13 protein-coding genes are annotated in these 15,748 nt (G+C 31.6%); 5 read left to right on the forward strand and 8 right to left on the reverse strand.

Annotation, left to right across the window (positions count from 1 at the left end; translation table 11 throughout):
* The coding region (locus tag ACZ267_RS11225) for an orotidine 5'-phosphate decarboxylase / HUMPS family protein (protein WP_463680320.1) at positions 1–416 on the reverse strand (416 nt) is incomplete at its 3' end.
* Between the two features lie 99 nt (positions 417–515).
* Positions 516–1,253, reverse strand: coding sequence for a glucosamine-6-phosphate deaminase (gene nagB, locus ACZ267_RS11230; RefSeq protein ID WP_002465879.1), 738 nt, complete (start codon positions 1,251–1,253; stop codon positions 516–518).
* A gap of 237 nt (positions 1,254–1,490) precedes the next feature.
* On the opposite strand from nagB, the gene ACZ267_RS11235 reads away from it, so the two are divergent.
* From ACZ267_RS11235 to folE2, 3 genes are read left to right on the forward strand one after another with little or no spacing between them, the layout of a single operon-like run.
* Positions 1,491–1,853 carry a YojF family protein gene (locus ACZ267_RS11235; RefSeq protein WP_171001930.1) on the forward strand — a complete coding sequence of 121 codons (363 nt, stop codon included), beginning with the start codon at positions 1,491–1,493 and terminating at the stop codon, positions 1,851–1,853.
* A gap of 14 nt (positions 1,854–1,867) precedes the next feature.
* Positions 1,868–2,533, forward strand: a complete 666-nt coding sequence (gene bshB2 / locus ACZ267_RS11240) for a bacillithiol biosynthesis deacetylase BshB2 (RefSeq protein ID WP_002465886.1) — start codon at positions 1,868–1,870, stop codon at positions 2,531–2,533.
* Between the two features lie 12 nt (positions 2,534–2,545).
* On the forward strand, positions 2,546–3,424 hold the full coding sequence (folE2, locus tag ACZ267_RS11245; RefSeq protein WP_002465869.1) for a GTP cyclohydrolase FolE2: 879 nt from the start codon (positions 2,546–2,548) through the stop codon (positions 3,422–3,424).
* Between the two features lie 52 nt (positions 3,425–3,476).
* On the opposite strand, the gene ACZ267_RS11250 is transcribed toward folE2, so the two are convergent.
* Positions 3,477–4,778, reverse strand: coding sequence for an MFS transporter (locus ACZ267_RS11250; protein WP_002465862.1), 1,302 nt, complete (start codon positions 4,776–4,778; stop codon positions 3,477–3,479).
* Positions 4,779–5,015: 237 nt separating this feature from the next.
* Here ACZ267_RS11250 and ACZ267_RS11255 point away from each other — a divergent pair, with 237 nt between their 5' ends.
* Together ACZ267_RS11255 and ACZ267_RS11260 are read left to right on the forward strand one after the other, a co-directional pair.
* The gene (locus ACZ267_RS11255; protein WP_050969348.1) at positions 5,016–7,076 is read left to right on the forward strand and encodes a Mur ligase family protein; all 2,061 of its coding nucleotides are present in this window, start codon (positions 5,016–5,018) and stop codon (positions 7,074–7,076) included.
* Between the two features lies 1 nt (position 7,077).
* A complete protein-coding gene (locus ACZ267_RS11260) occupies positions 7,078–8,028 on the forward strand; it encodes a glycosyltransferase family 2 protein (protein WP_002451102.1) in 951 nt (316 codons plus the stop codon).
* 125 nt (positions 8,029–8,153) lie between these two features.
* Here the strand turns inward: ACZ267_RS11260 and ACZ267_RS11265 are convergent, their stop codons facing one another.
* From ACZ267_RS11265 to tadA, 5 genes are all read right to left on the reverse strand, one after another.
* A complete protein-coding gene (locus ACZ267_RS11265; RefSeq protein WP_079449070.1) occupies positions 8,154–9,767 on the reverse strand; it encodes a poly(glycerol-phosphate) alpha-glucosyltransferase in 1,614 nt (537 codons plus the stop codon).
* A 132-nt stretch (positions 9,768–9,899) separates the two neighbouring features.
* A complete protein-coding gene (locus ACZ267_RS11270) occupies positions 9,900–12,983 on the reverse strand; it encodes an SdrD B-like domain-containing protein (RefSeq protein ID WP_259973208.1) in 3,084 nt (1,027 codons plus the stop codon).
* 676 nt (positions 12,984–13,659) lie between these two features.
* Positions 13,660–14,226: an NADPH-dependent FMN reductase gene (locus tag ACZ267_RS11275; RefSeq protein WP_015365345.1), complete on the reverse strand. Its 567-nt coding sequence runs from the start codon at positions 14,224–14,226 to the stop codon at positions 13,660–13,662.
* Positions 14,227–14,252: 26 nt separating this feature from the next.
* The gene (locus ACZ267_RS11280; protein ID WP_463680321.1) at positions 14,253–15,119 is read right to left on the reverse strand and encodes a Cof-type HAD-IIB family hydrolase; all 867 of its coding nucleotides are present in this window, start codon (positions 15,117–15,119) and stop codon (positions 14,253–14,255) included.
* A gap of 77 nt (positions 15,120–15,196) precedes the next feature.
* A complete protein-coding gene (tadA, locus tag ACZ267_RS11285) occupies positions 15,197–15,703 on the reverse strand; it encodes a tRNA adenosine(34) deaminase TadA (protein ID WP_002465558.1) in 507 nt (168 codons plus the stop codon).
* Positions 15,704–15,748 lie beyond the last annotated feature (45 nt).

Here is a 15,748-nt window from a genome sequence, read left to right on the forward strand (position 1 = left end):
AAATCATAACCAGTGTGCACTGCAATATAGTCAGCACCCATTTCATCTAATTCTTTCGCACGTTTTTCTAAATCTTGAACAGCAATCATATCTACTAATAATTGTTTGTCATTTTTATGCGCTTCTTCAACTGCTGCTTTAATTGACGCATCTTCAGCTACACCTAAAATTGTTACAACATCAGCGCCGAATTTAACAGCTTGGCTTACTTCATAGTCTGCTGCATCCATGATTTTTAAGTCTGCTAATACTTTAGCATTGCTTATATTTTCATTTAAATGTTGAACGGCAGGTAAACCTTCATTAATCACAATTGGTGTACCAATTTCAACAATATCGACATATTCTTCTACTTTTTTCGCTAATTCTGCTGCTTCTTCTTTATTTAATAAATCAATAGCTAATTGTAATTCCACTATAATTCATCCTTTCAAATTTATCTGTATTTATCTATCTCATTGAATGAATTACCCTGTACACTTTTATTTTAAACGAAATATAATTTTCAAAATAGCTTAGCTATTCTTTAAGTCTGGCGCAGCCGCGTCATCTACATAGATTTCTACATTTGGATGTGTCTTTAATATTGTAGATGGGATATCTTTGCTTACCGGTTGATTCAACAAGTCATTTATCGCTTGTTTCTTTTTCTCTCCAAACGCTAATAAAATGATTCTTTTAGCTTTAATAATTGATTGAAGACCCATTGATATGGCTTGCTTTGGTACTTCTGACTCATCGTTAAAGTATCTACTGTTTGCTTTAATTGTACTTTCTGTTAAATCCACGACATGTGTTTCACTTTCCAAAGATGTTCCTGGCTCATTAAATCCGATATGTCCATTTTCGCCAATGCCTAACAATTGAATATCGATTGGCCCTTCAGATTCAATTAATTGATTATAGCGTCTTGCTTCTTGTTCAAAATCAACCGCGTCTCCATTAGGGATATGAATCCGTTGGCGATTAAAATATGGATATTGATTAAATAATATGTCATCCATATAATAATGATAACTTTGTTCATGCTCAGGTTCTAAACCAACATATTCATCTAAATTGAACGTAGTCACTTGTGAGACATCTATTTGATTTTTCTTTAATAGTGTAACTAGACTTTGATAGACATCTGTCATAGTGCCTCCTGTAGCTAAACCTAATTTACTATCTGGGCTATAGTCCATTTGTTTAAATAACTCACAGGCAACATAAAATGATGCTAATTCTTTAGAACCTAAATTAATAATTTTCATAATTAATCACCTCAAAAATTTGCTATCAACCAACATAAAAACAAACCCCTTAATTACATTTGGATTATAACACGATACAACATTTTTTTAGTACTAAAGTGATATGCCATCTTTAAAATGCTAATATATAGAAATAATTTTAAATTTCATAAAAGAAATTGAGCAGAGATGTACATTTATTGCGTTGTTTTTAGTAAAATAGACTGATAAACACATTGAATGGTGTAAGGAGTGAACGTGTTGGAACCTATCAAATATGAAGAAGTGATGAAATTACTCACATCTTATGAAAATAAACCCGTTTACCTACATGTTGAGACGACAAATGGTGCATATGCTAACCATTTTGATGAACGTGTATTTAATGCAGGTACTTTTTTAAGAAATATACAAGTGGCTTATGAACACGCACAACTAAAAGGCGGAGATAAAGATCCATACCGTATCGGTTTAAAACTTCGCGATGGTGGTTGGGTTTATGTTCAGGGACTAACACATTACGAAGTCAACCAAGATAACGAATGTCTCATAGCAGGATTTAATTATGAAGGGCAATTAGCTGCTACATTAGAAATTAGCGAAAAGCCATTTACTATATAGAGGAGGTCAAAATCATGACAGATGAAAGACATGTACTCGTGATATTCCCTCATCCAGATGATGAAACCTTCTCATCTGCGGGAACCATTGCAAGCTATATTGAAGCAGGCATTCCTGTAACTTACGCTTGTTTAACACTCGGTCAAATGGGCAGAAATTTAGGTAATCCCCCATTTGCCACAAGAGAATCATTACCTGATTTTCGCGAAAAAGAATTAGAAAATGCTGCTAAGGCTATTGGAATTACAGATTTACGTAAAATGGGATTGCGAGATAAAACAGTAGAATTTGAACCACATGATCAAATGGATGACATGATTAAAAATTTAATTGATGAAACTAATCCTTCATTAATTATTTCGTTCTATCCTAAATTCGCTGTTCACCCTGATCACGAAGCAACTGGCGAAGCTGTAGTAAGAACCGTTGGACGCATGCCTGAAAATGAACGTCCAAGATTGACTTTAGTTGCATTCAGTAATGATGCCCCAGATATTTTAGGCGAACCAGACATCCAAAACGATATTTCTAAATATAAAGATATAAAAATCAAAGCTTTTGAAGCACATGCATCACAAACTGGGCCTTTCTTAAAAGAATTAGCGAGTCCACAAGTAGATGGACAAGTTCATAGCTTTTTAGAAATCGAACCATTTTGGACATATCATTTCGAATCTTAATGGAGGTTAACAATGACAGAATTTGATTTATCTACACGAGAAGGCCGATGGAAACATTTTGGTTCTGTTGACCCTATCGAAGGTACGAAACCAACTACCAAAAATGAAATGACTGATCTACAAAGCACACACAAAAACTTCTTATTTGAAATAGAAGAAGTAGGTATTAAAAATTTAACCTATCCTGTATTGATTGATCAATTTCAAACAGCAGGTACATTTAGCTTTTCAACAAGTTTAAATAAAGATGAAAAAGGTATTAATATGAGCCGCATCTTAGAAAGTGTTGAAAAGCACTATCATAATGGTATTGAATTAGAATTTAATACACTCTATCAAGTATTGAGAACATTACAAGAAAAGATGAACCAAAACGCAGCAGGTGTGGATGTTAGTGGCAAATGGTTCTTTGACCGCTTTAGTCCAGTAACCCAAATTAAAGCCATTGGAAATGCTGATGTCACTTATGGTTTAGCAATTGAAGGTACTAACGTAACGCGCAAAGAATTAACGATTCAAGCTGCCGTTACGACGTTATGTCCATGTTCAAAAGAAATCAGTGAATACTCAGCACATAATCAACGTGGTATCGTTACAGTGAAAACTTATTTAAATAAAGATGACATTGTCATTGATGATTATAAAGATAAAATTTTAGATGCGATGGAGGCAAATGCAAGCTCCGTACTTTATCCAATTTTAAAACGACCTGACGAAAAACGTGTCACGGAACGTGCTTATGAAAATCCACGTTTTGTTGAAGACTTAATCCGATTAATAGCAGCTGATTTAGTTGAATTTGATTGGATAGAAGGCTTTGATATCGAATGTCGTAACGAAGAATCCATACATCAACATGATGCTTTTGCGCGTTTAAAATATAGAAAATAATAAAAGAAATGCAGTACTTCCAAAATTGATATATTAGGAAGCACTGCATTTTTTATTTTGTCATATGCATTTTCTTTTCACCTGGTCTAACAAAGCACATTGCAATGATACTAATTAATGATGCAACCACTGCAGATACAAACATTGAAGAGTAGCCATAAGATGCTACTAAATAGCCTGTTAATGTTGGCGCAATGACCGTTGCAGTATTAACAAAGAAATGTGTAATACCACCATATGTACCTGTATTGTTAGGTGTTGTATCAATGATTACAGCCCAATAAACGGCATTAGGTAAGAAAATAAATGCGTTTCCAATCATCATTAAAATCATGACCGCTACAATACTATGTGTAAACGGAATAATTAAAAAGCATGTAGCAGCGCAAATCATACCTACTATTGAAAGTCCAGATCTCGCAATACGTAGACTTCCTGTCTTTTTTCTAAGCCAATCTGATAATTGACCACCGAAGTACGCTGTGAAAACTGCCCCAATCCATGGAATCATACCTAAATACCATAATGAATGGATTTCAAAATGATATTCATCCTGTAAATATTTAGGCGTCCAAGTTAAAATAAGAAAGTTAACATATTGGAAACCAAAGTAACCTAACATATTACAAATTAACGTTGTACTTGTAAAAAAATGATACCATTTTTCTTTAGATTGTTCTGTATCAACTGTCTTTTCGACATTTAAACTATCTTCAGTAGAACGAATAGATTGTAATTCTTCTTCAGAAATTCTTTTATTATCTTCAGGATAATCCGTAAATACCATAGACCAAATAACTACCCAAATTAGGCCTAATATACCTAGCAAGATAAATAGTAAACGCCAGTTAGAAATTGTTAAAAAACCTGAAACAATGGGTGCTGTAATTAATGCACCTAATGGCACCCCAATTAATCCTAATGCCGATAATAAACCTCTTTCTTTAGGTGCAGCCCAATTGGCATTGGTTTTACTAATTGTAGAAAAAATAGGCCCCTCAGCCACGCCAAACATGACACGCAACATGCCGAATCCTGCTAAAGCAGAACCTCCAAATACGGCTATACCTAGTTCACCGGCAAATGCCATAGCAATTTCTACTAATGACCAAGCAGTTCCTGCTACAATCCATACAAATTTCGGTCCTTTTTTATCCGCTGTAATACCCCCTAACAGCGAACCAAACATATAACCATAACCAAAATACCCTAGAATAGAGCCCCAAGCAATCGTATCAAAACCAAATTCTTTGATAATATCCTCTTGAGCGTATGAAATAGCACCCCTATCAATATAATTAATCATTGTCATGATGACAATCATCGTAATAATAAAATAGCGATAACGCTTCATTATGTCCCACCCCTTCATGAACTTTTACACTCGTTAGTAGTGTAGCACAGTTATAATTGGAAGCGCTACCATAAATAGTTAGAATTTTAAAATAATTAGAAAATATATGTACTATAAATCAAAAATTATTTGGAGGCATGGTATAATTAAGTAAGAATGGTTTAAAATATTACCTTGTCTGACAAACAATAAATATTAATAAAAAATAAAGTTCAAGTTACCTGTAGGAGGATATTTATGCTAACGATTAAAGATATATCAAATATTATAGGAGGAACATTATATGATATAGAAAATAATATCGATAGAGAAATCAATGATTTTGAAACAATATATGGCTTTGTAAAGTCAAAACATACTGCTTATTTTTCACCGAAAAAAGATACATGGTGGAGAGAATTAGGTAGAAGTAAAAACGCACCTGAAGGCAATGATTTAATAGATAAATCAAATCCTAATGTCGGATTAATTATTACTGAAACCTATGTTGAGGGCTTGGAATATAAAATACCGCAACTTATTGTACAAGATTCAATTAAAGCTTTTAAAACACTTGCAATATACATAAGAAATCAATATAAAAATCCAGTTATTGCTATTACCGGATCAATGGGAAAAAGTTCAACAAGAATGTTAACTGCATCGCTTTTAAAAGATTACCCTATTCAAGAAAATAGAGGTAATAATAATATCAGAGCTGCAATATATGCAAATATGTTAAAGTTAATCAAAAATCCAGATTTTGCTGTAATTGAAACATCCTTAAATGCGATAAATCATAGAGAGAACACATCTTTATATCTTAAACCTGATATAGCTGTGATAACAGGTATTGGTGCTGCTCATTTTTCAACATTTAACAGTATTAAAGAAATAGCAGAATTAAAGGCTCGAATTTTTGCAGGTTTATCGGAAAATGGCGTCGCAATCATTAACGGAGACACGATGTTTGCAGACTATTTAATAGATCAAGCACATCAATACACTCAAAATGTTCAGACATATTCAATTGGAAATTCTTTAGATTCAACTCTTAAACCTGCTCAAATCACATATTTAAAAGGTGCTATTAAAATTGAAATTGAAGTCAATGGTGAAAGATGCAATTATCAAATTAATACATTTAGTGATGGTATGATTTCTAACACCTTAGCCGCTATACTCATACTCAAAAATTTAAATATACCAGTAAAAGCTGAATACCTTTATAACTTCGAACCATTCTCTAAAATATTAAAAATGAAAGAAATTCAAACACCAACACATAAAACAACATTAATTGATGATACTCATAACGCATCACTACCTGCCATGATAAATGCAATCAAAGCTTTTGATACTCAAACAGAATTTTTTAAAGGAAATAAAATTATTGCATTAGGTAAAATTAATGATCTTGGCCATAAATCAAGAGATACTCATCAAGAGCTTATTCCTTATTTATCTAATTCAAATGCAGATTATATTCTATGCTTAGATGATGATTTAAGACCTGTTGTTAATAAAATTAAAAATAAACATATCACTTATTATCCTAATAAGGAATTAATGATAAATGATTTAAAATATTTGTGTAATGAAGATTCTGTAGTTCTATTAAAATCTTCTAGTGGCGGAACTCAATTCCCAGAAGTTGCTAAAACCTTGCCAAATATTTTAGCTAAAACGAAATTAGAAGCTAATTTTAAAGATTTATTCTCAGCAATCAGTAATAATGGCAAAAGTTATATCATTGTAAATAATGATACCAATGAAATCGAAGAACAATTTAATGTTGAGAATTCCATGACAATAGAGGGTATGGGCCCTTTAGTTTATTATATGAATGCTATTGACGTGCAAGTACCAAATGAAGAATTACAATTAAAAGAATGGGTCACAAATAATTCGAACTTCTTTACTGGTAAAACAATAAATGTATATGAACTATTAACATCAATGTCTAAAGGCCCCCATCCATCCGAATCCTATGAATTAGCTGATTATTTATTCAAAAATTTCGCGAATCGAAAAAAATATACAAATTCCATTATAGCAAATTATAACTTAAGTGATTCTATCGCCACTAATCTAACTGGAAGATTTAGAGTTAAAGAAAGACAAAGTTTTACAGTATCAGATTTACTTAGTATTTATAATGATTATAAATATGATTTATTTAAATTTAATAATGCTTTTATTATTGGGCTAAAATATAAAAGTGGATTTATTCGCGGATTTAATAAAACTATTATTTTTACATCTTTTAACGACATAAATGAAGCTAAAAATCTTCTTAATGATAATGGAGGGAACTAACTTGAATCAAAATATTGAAATCTCAATCATCATTCCTTTATATAATAGAGAAAAATCTATTGAACGTTTACTTAAAAAAATAAGTGAACAAGAATATGATTTACAAAAAATAGAAGTAATTGTATCTGATGATAAATCTACAGATCAATCTTTAGAAATAGCTAAAACTTATAACCAATATATACCTAACTTAGTAATATTAGAAAGTACTAAAAACTCTGGTGGCGCTTCGGTTCCAAGGAATAAGGCTTTAGAAGTAGCTCAGGGAAAATGGATATTATTTATTGATTCTGATGACTATATCACCACTAATGCTCTAAAAAATGCAATGAATATAGCTAAAAATACAAATGACGATATGATATGTATGCCTTACTTTAGAGATGCAAATAGTAACAGACCTATAAGCCGTTCTGCATTTTGTTATAAAGAAACAAAATCAAATTTAAAATTTGAAAATACTAAGTTATATAATACTTTAAATGTCATTGGGAAATTAATTAAACGCTCAATTGTTGAAGATTATAATATTCGTTTTCCAGAAGGTATAAAAGTAAGAGAAGACAATTGGTTTTTAATGCAAGTTTATAGTGTCGTAAATACTATCACTATTTTAGGTTATGAAAATGATTATTATTTTTATGAAACTCAAGACGAGGTCGCATTAACTAATTCGTCCACTCCACCTAGAGATGCTGTTAAAATATATGTAGCAGTATATGATTTTATTTTAAATAAAACCACTATGTCTACAAATAGAAAACAAGATTTACTAACGATTTTTCTAAATAGATATGTTGATATGATTCAAAGAGGACAGTATGCACCAATGCGTTTATTTAAACATTCTAAAACAACTTTAATTAAATTGTTACGCAACCCCTTTATTTCAGAAAAATCAATTACTTTTATTGAAAATCTATTTTTAGGTAAATATGACAAGTATCAATAGATTTTATGTATATTTTAATACTATACAAAAATTAAAAAGGAAATATCTACCGCAATGAGATAGATATTTCCTTTAATTATAATAATCAATCCTATACAGAACTAATAAACAATTTCTCTTTAATATTACTTAAAAGCTTTTTGATATTGAACATAACCAGAAACATAATGTTCTATATCATCAATTCTAACTCTATAACCGTGATGTTTTATGAAGAAACTACCTAATATTCTAGCTGGATTTTTAAAATACATAGCTAATTCTGGATAGAAAAAGCCTGTTCTTTGATAATCTGCTCTTATATGGATAATATCAATTAATTTCTGTTCATCTATTAATGATTCGACTAATTCTTCATGTCCTTCTTGTTTGGCTTTTTGAATCAATCTATATGTGGCCATTAACATTTCTAAAAATGTTGGGAAAATAGTTTCACGATTTTTAATATAATCTAAATGCGTGCTTACATTTTTAATTCCAAACTCAAAATATTTAGCTTCTGGATTAATTTGTACTAGTTCATTTGTACAGTATCCTAACCAGTGGTCATGATATTTCCAATAATCTTTAGCAATAAATTGATCAACTAAACTTTTAACTGTATTCAACCATTGTTCATTATGGTCTTGTTGATATAGTCGCATTAATGCTAACGCTGCTTCACCATCATAATAAACAATTCTAAATTTCTCTTTAACAGATAAATCAGGATAGTTTAATACATGAGTAGTATCCCACGTATTTTCATCTATCATAGTTAATATGCCATTAGCTACCTTTTGTGCTGCTTCAAGGAATCTTTCATTATTGTGTTTTTTCAAATATTCACATACTGCAAATATAAATGATGCATTTTGTCCTAATTTAATCTCATTTACGTTTTTTGTATCATCAAACACATATGCATTGCCATTACTTTCATATATATAATTGTCGATGATATAATTAATAGCTTTTTCAGTTGAATTTAGTGTTTCTCCTAAATAGTTTAATCCTTCAATTAACGCGTAAGTAGATGATGAATGTCGTAAAATGTTATAAAATCCTATTTTTTTATCAAAATGTGGGAAATATCCGTAATTATATCTACCACTATCTTCCATCATATTATCTAAAAAGTGAGTACTACTTTTTATCAATTTATCTATCTCACTACTCAAATCATCTATTTTTCTTAAGCCTTTTTGATAGCCTTTCGAATGCAACTCATAAACTTCTTCGTCATCTAAAAAGTATGATTTAGTATAAAATTTAGTGACATCTTTCCCTTTATATAAATCCTCCGAAAATGGTCTTTTATAATTAGTATATTTACGCATATAGTTATTAATATTGTCTTCAGATAAATAGAACTCTTTAGTCTCTTTAGATGGTCTAACAAATGCATTTACATTAATTTCCTCAGGTAAAAAAGTGATATTCCAATTTGAGTCAAGAGCAATACCATATTCAATATAATTTCGTCTAGTTGTAATCAAGTCATTTTTCAGTTCATTAAATGGTACATTATTAAAATGTGTAACAATATCCACTTTAATCCATGTTGGATATACAGCTGCCTTTTTCTTGTATTTTTGACATAATTTATTAATCTCACGTTCTAAATAAGTAGTTTTCTTTAAAAGCTTCACCTGAGCTTTAACATTAGGTTTCCCTAAACTAACAAACGCATAACCTTCAATATTTTCTTTATCATTAATAAACTCTACTAATTTTCTTATTTTTCTTTCAATATCCATATTAACCTCCATATTACACATATATCATAATTAATTATATCAATTATTAATAATTTAGTGTAATTTTCAAATAAAACCAGGCCAAAATGACCTGGTTTTATCCATAATTATATATTTAACACAGATTATATATTACTTGTTATCTGCATCTTTTTTACGACGTCTACCAAATAAGAATAGAGATCCTAATGCTGCGAATAAAGAACCGAATAAAGTAGCATTGTTTTGATTAGAATCATCACCTGTTTCAGGTAATGCATCATCTCCGTGCTCTTTATCTGCATCGCTATCTGAGTCTGAATCACTGTCTGAATCGGAATCGCTATCTGAGTCGGAGTCGCTATCTGAGTCGGAGTCACTGTCTGAATCTGAGTCGCTATCTGAGTCGGAGTCACTATCTGAGTCGGAGTCGCTATCTGAATCTGAGTCACTGTCTGAATCAGAATCGCTGTCTGAATCTGAGTCGCTATCTGAGTCTGAGTCGGAATCTGAGTCGCTATCTGAATCTGAGTCGCTGTCGGAATCTGAGTCACTGTCTGAGTCTGAATCGCTATCTGAGTCTGAGTCGCTATCTGAATCCGCATCGCTATCTGAGTCTTCTTCGAAGTAACCATTATCTATTGTGAAATCATCATGATCTTTAATAGTTACATGTACATCTTCTCCATCAGCATCTTTATCATCATCAGTAGAATCTACTGTAGTTTGTGTTAAGTTTGCTGGTTTATCAAAATGAACAATGTAATCACCATTATCTAAATTATCAAAACGATATTTACCTGTTGAATCTGTAGTTGTTGTTTGAAGAACGTTACCATCTTTATCTTTTAATGTAACAGTTACGCCAGGTATTCCTTTTTCAGTATCATCTTGTTTACCGTCTTTGTTGGTATCTAACCAAACATAATCACCTAAACTATATTTTGGTGTTTTATAGAAACCACTGTCTAACGTCCAGTTATCTGCGTCTTTAATCACACCAGTAGTAGTTAAGCCATCTGAATCAACACTATCATCTGTACCAGCATTTGCTGTTGTTGGTGTATAACCTTCTGGTGTAGAGAATTCAACTGTGTAGGTTCCATTTGTTAAGTCATTAAATTGATATTTACCTGTTGAATCTGTAGTTGTACGATCTAATTCTTTTCCATTAGCATCTTTAAGGATGACGTATACACCTTGAATACCTTTTTCATCAGCATCTTGTTTACCATCTTTGTTCGTATCTTCCCATACGTAATCACCTAATGAATATTTCTTTAAATCTCCATTAGCAGTGGAAGACCCTGCAGCAGTCGAATAAGAGTTAGACCAAGTGTAGATTTTTTCATTAGTGTCTAAACGGTAATCAATTTTACCATTCGTATCATTTGCTGTATCTAGAGGATAGGCAACTTGTTCAATAATATATTGCTTATTACTACTTTTCGCACCATTTAATAAATCAACTGTAGCAGTTTGATTGTTATTACTGTAATTAATTTTAAAATTACTAGTTACGTCCTTAAGATTAGATGTATCTGGTGTAAAACTATCTACAAATTGGTTTTGATTTGTTACTTCATAGATTTTGAAGTTATTTTTAGTTGGATCGAATTTAAATCCAGTTAGGTTAGTAGTAAATGTTTCTTTCGTAAATGTTGATTTTGGTTGATTGATATAAGCTGTCATATGACGTGCTAATGTACCATTTTCAATATAATTTGTACTTGTAATGATAGGTGCATTCTTTTTATTACCATAATCCACAGTAATGTCTTTCGAATATGATTGATTACCTAAAGTGACTTGCATTGGATAAGCTGTTTTATCAGTTGTTGCATTTTCACGTTTAGCAAATGTAATTTGTTCAAAACTACCTTTAATATTATTATATTGATCAACGTAGTTAGTAAATGTATAAGTAGTTGAGTTAGTATTACTATCGTAGATACCTTTAGCAACTAATCCACCGTTTGCATCATATAAGTTCTGTTGTGTAGAAGGTAAACTTACTGAACCAGGACGGAAGTATTTTCCATATTGGAACGTCATTTGGTCTCCTTCATGCACATCATCATCAATTGTATAATCCGATTTTAATTTTAAAACGTCACTTGATGTAGCCCAGAACTCTTTTTGACCTGTTTGTGGATTTGTGTGTCCTCTATCAATAGCTATATCGATATTAGAAAAATGAACTTTATCATTTACATTTGTACCTTGTCTTACTGCTGCTAATTTTTTAATACCTAAACGATTAACAGGTTTTGGTGTTGATGTAGTTGAACGTGGTGTAGCATACGTTGTTGTTGAATCTTTTTTATTTGAATAATCTTGAGCTAGTGCACTTAATAATATTGTTTCATCAAGATGATTATAATCTAAATCTAAGTTTTCAACTTGAGCTTTTGCATCTTCTTTGCTTGTATTGTTTGTATCAGCAATATAGTTAGTTAAAGCCTCTTGTTTATCTTCAGTTGTTGCTGCATTTTGAACATCATTTACTACTGTATCAAATTCTTGTGTTGTAGTTGCTTGTGGTGATTTTTGAGATTGAGTTGTAGGTTGAGATGATTGTTTTGTAGTTGTTTCTTGAGAATCAGTTTGGTTTGATTCTGGAGCTTGATCTGTAGTTGTTTTAGGTGTTTGTTCTTCCGTTGTTACTGGTGCTTCTTTTGTTGTGTCAGCTTTTGGTTCTTCCTCTGTTGTTGGTGCTTCTTTTGTTGTATCAGCTTTTGGTTCTTCCGCTGTTGCTGGCGCTTCTTTTGTTGTGTCAGCTTTTGGTTCTTCCTCTGTTGCTGGCGCTTCTTTTGTTGTATCAGCTTTTGGCGCTTCCTCTGTTGCTGACTCTTCTTTTGTTGTGTCAGCTTTTGGCGCTCCTTCTGTTGCTGACTCTTCTTTTGTTGTGTCAGCTTTTGGTGCTTCTTCTGTTGTTGACTCTTCTGAAGTATTTGCTTCATTTGTTACATCAACTTGTTCAGGGTTGACATTATTGTTAGTTGCTTGTTCACTTGTTTGAACGTCACTTTTTTGTTTAACACTATCTTGAGAGGCTGTATCTTCGTTAGATTGAGTAGATTCTTCAGTATTTGTCTTCTCAGAAGCATGCGCTTCGTTATTACCAATACCGAATACTAATGTGGCTCCAACTAAAATTGATGCCGTCCCTACTGTAAAACGTCTAATTGAATATTTGTTCATTTTGTTTGGTAAAAAATCCATTCTTTTCTTCATTTACTTCCTCCTAGAAATCATTTTTTAATTATATGTAACAACCATATAAATCCTTTTAGTTGCTACCACAAATATAATACAAGCAATATTATTTTACAACACATAATATTTTAATAATAAAGTGCGTGTGCTTAGTATTTTAAAATAATTAAAAAAATAATGAATAAAAACTAAAAATTACATTTGACAAAGTATGTAGTTTGAAAATTTGTCATAAAAATAATCCTTTTGAAAGATAAATGTCATATAGTTACGCTTAAAATAAAGTTTAATCGATTCGCACTATATTTTTATGACAAATATAACAATCAAAAGGATTATTGTTTAAAATATTCTAAACTTATTATCAAAAGTGTTTTATTTCTCAAAATTTATTCATTGGTTATATATATCACAAGGTATTATTACAATCCACTTAATTACCTTCAATGATTTATGAGAGTTATTGTATAATCTTTTTAAATGAATTACAACAATAAATTCGCTATAGAATTAAATATTTTAAATCTGTAATAAATTGAATTTTTACATAGATTTACTTATCAACAACAAAAAACTCAAACAAGTTTAATATAATGTAGATATTTAGAAATCAGTATATTTTCCACCTAATCTTTAATATCTATTTAATACTTGTTTGAGTTGATTTTAATCATTTTCTATTTTAGTTGTGCTTTTATTTTAAATGGTCATATGGACTATTATTTACGAAAGAAACAATTTGATCTACAAATAATCTGGCACGTAACTGGAATTCATCATCTTCTAAATATAATGTGCCATCATCTAATTTAGCGTAATCACTATCATGCGTAGCAATCTGTGTAGGTACAGCTATGCCTAATAAACTTCTCACGATAATTCTTAAATGTGATAGTGGTTCAGAACTTACAATACCACCACTATTTCCAATCAATCCAACAGGTTTCATTTTAAAGTAATCCATATTCAAGTGGTCTAATGCATTTTTTAAAATACCTGAAAATGAACCGTGGTAATTAGGTGTTCCTAATATGAAGAAATCCGCTTCCATAGCCTTACTTTGTAATAAATCAACATTATTTTTAATCTCTTCAGTCGCTTGTGTTGTCCCTGCAAAATCAAGTTGATGTATAGGATTTTTGGCTAATTCAAAAATCTCCAACTCTACATCATGTTCTTCAAATTGACCTTGTAAATATTGGGACAATGCGTGTGTATGAGATCCTAATTGTGCACTACCGATAATTGCTAGTCCTTTCATTATCTATATCTCCTTTGTCGATTGTATTATTTTTTCTGATCAATCAATTTCATTATAGCTTTACCAACACCGCTATTTTCATTAGTGTCAGTAGTGTATGTTGCAATTGCTTTCACTTCCGGTGCAGCATTTTCCATTGCAACAGGATAGCCAACACGTTCTAACATGGACATATCATTCAAATTGTCACCAAGCGCCATCACGTTTTCCATTTTTACACCTAAACGTTCTGCGATTGTTTCTAACGCAATACCTTTTTGGGCATCTGAGTGGGTAATCTCCAAATTTCCTCTTGAAGAAGACGATATAGCTAAGTTAGGTGACGTTGCAAGTTCTTGCCCAACACGATCCATTTTTCCTAAATCAGGATTAAAGGCTAACACTTTCATTATTAACTCACCAGGGATATCCTCTATCGCATCATAGCTATCAACAACTTTTAAAGTTCCATTATCAATACGTTTTTGAATACCCTTTTTAATTTTTTCAACATCTGCTTTTTGACCTGCTCTCTCAGCAATATCAATATAAATATCCAAATCACGTTGTGGATCTTCAGTATAAATACCTCTATTAGTATAGATTTGGTAATAAATACCTTCTTCTTTTAATTTTGAAGTAACTTTGTGTACTAATTCATGATTCAAATGAGAGGTACTCATTATATTGAATGTTTCATCTCGAACCTCTGCCCCATTCAAGCAAATATAAGGCACTTTCAAATCTGTTTCAGCTACTGGTGTGTTAGCTTCATAAAATGCTCTTCCTGTCGCTATAACTACAGTAATACCTTGTTCTTGGGCATATCGAATTGCTTGCTGATTTTCTTCTGAAATTTCGTGTGCCGCGTTTAATAACGTACCATCCATGTCTGTTGCTATTAACTTAATCATTCGTTAACCTCGTTTCATACTATATAGTATTCATTATATTAAAGATTCGTGGATTGACAATGACTTACCTTACTACTCTATTCTAACAAATCCGATTCATGATTTAGTATAGCCCGTTTGTCGGATTTTTTCTTTTCTCTTAACTTTCTAAAGAAGTTTCTTAGTAAATCACCACATTGTTCTTCTAACAATCCACTTTCCACTTGTGCTCTATGATTAAAATCCGGTTGATTCAATAAATTCATTAAACTTCCCGAACATCCCCCTTTAGGATCTGCTGCGCCATATTTAATATATGGAATTCTACTCATCACAATAGTGCCTGCACACATCACACAAGGTTCTAGTGTGACATATAAAGTACAATCTTCAAGACGCCAACTACCTAATACTTTTGCTGCTCGTTCAATAGCTAAATGTTCAGCGTGGGCTGTAGGTTGTTGCAACGTTTCTCTCATATTATGTGCTCTTGCTATAACATGATTATTCTTAACAATAATTGCACCTATAGGAACTTCTCCTAGTAGTTCGGCCTTTTTAGCTTCTTCGATTGCAATTTTCATATAATATTCATCAGTTTCCATTCGTGTCCAGACACCTCACTTGTGTTACAATACTCACTGTCTATC

This window comes from Staphylococcus sp. AC872 (genome assembly GCF_979255425.1).

Bases quoted from the DNA above. Each gene is read 5' to 3' on its own strand.
- nagB (WP_002465879.1), bottom strand. From the start codon at position 1,253: ATGAAAATTATTAATTTAGGTTCTAAAGAATTAGCATCATTTTATGTT.
- bshB2 (WP_002465886.1), top strand. From the start codon at position 1,868: ATGACAGATGAAAGACATGTACTCGTGATATTCCCTCATCCAGATGAT.
- folE2 (WP_002465869.1), top strand. From the start codon at position 2,546: ATGACAGAATTTGATTTATCTACACGAGAAGGCCGATGGAAACATTTT.
- ACZ267_RS11250 (WP_002465862.1), bottom strand. From the start codon at position 4,778: ATGAAGCGTTATCGCTATTTTATTATTACGATGATTGTCATCATGACA.
- ACZ267_RS11255 (WP_050969348.1), top strand. From the start codon at position 5,016: ATGCTAACGATTAAAGATATATCAAATATTATAGGAGGAACATTATAT.
- ACZ267_RS11265 (WP_079449070.1), bottom strand. From the start codon at position 9,767: ATGGATATTGAAAGAAAAATAAGAAAATTAGTAGAGTTTATTAATGAT.
- ACZ267_RS11270 (WP_259973208.1), bottom strand. From the start codon at position 12,983: ATGAAGAAAAGAATGGATTTTTTACCAAACAAAATGAACAAATATTCA.
- ACZ267_RS11275 (WP_015365345.1), bottom strand. From the start codon at position 14,226: ATGAAAGGACTAGCAATTATCGGTAGTGCACAATTAGGATCTCATACA.
- ACZ267_RS11280 (WP_463680321.1), bottom strand. From the start codon at position 15,119: ATGATTAAGTTAATAGCAACAGACATGGATGGTACGTTATTAAACGCG.
- tadA (WP_002465558.1), bottom strand. From the start codon at position 15,703: ATGGAAACTGATGAATATTATATGAAAATTGCAATCGAAGAAGCTAAA.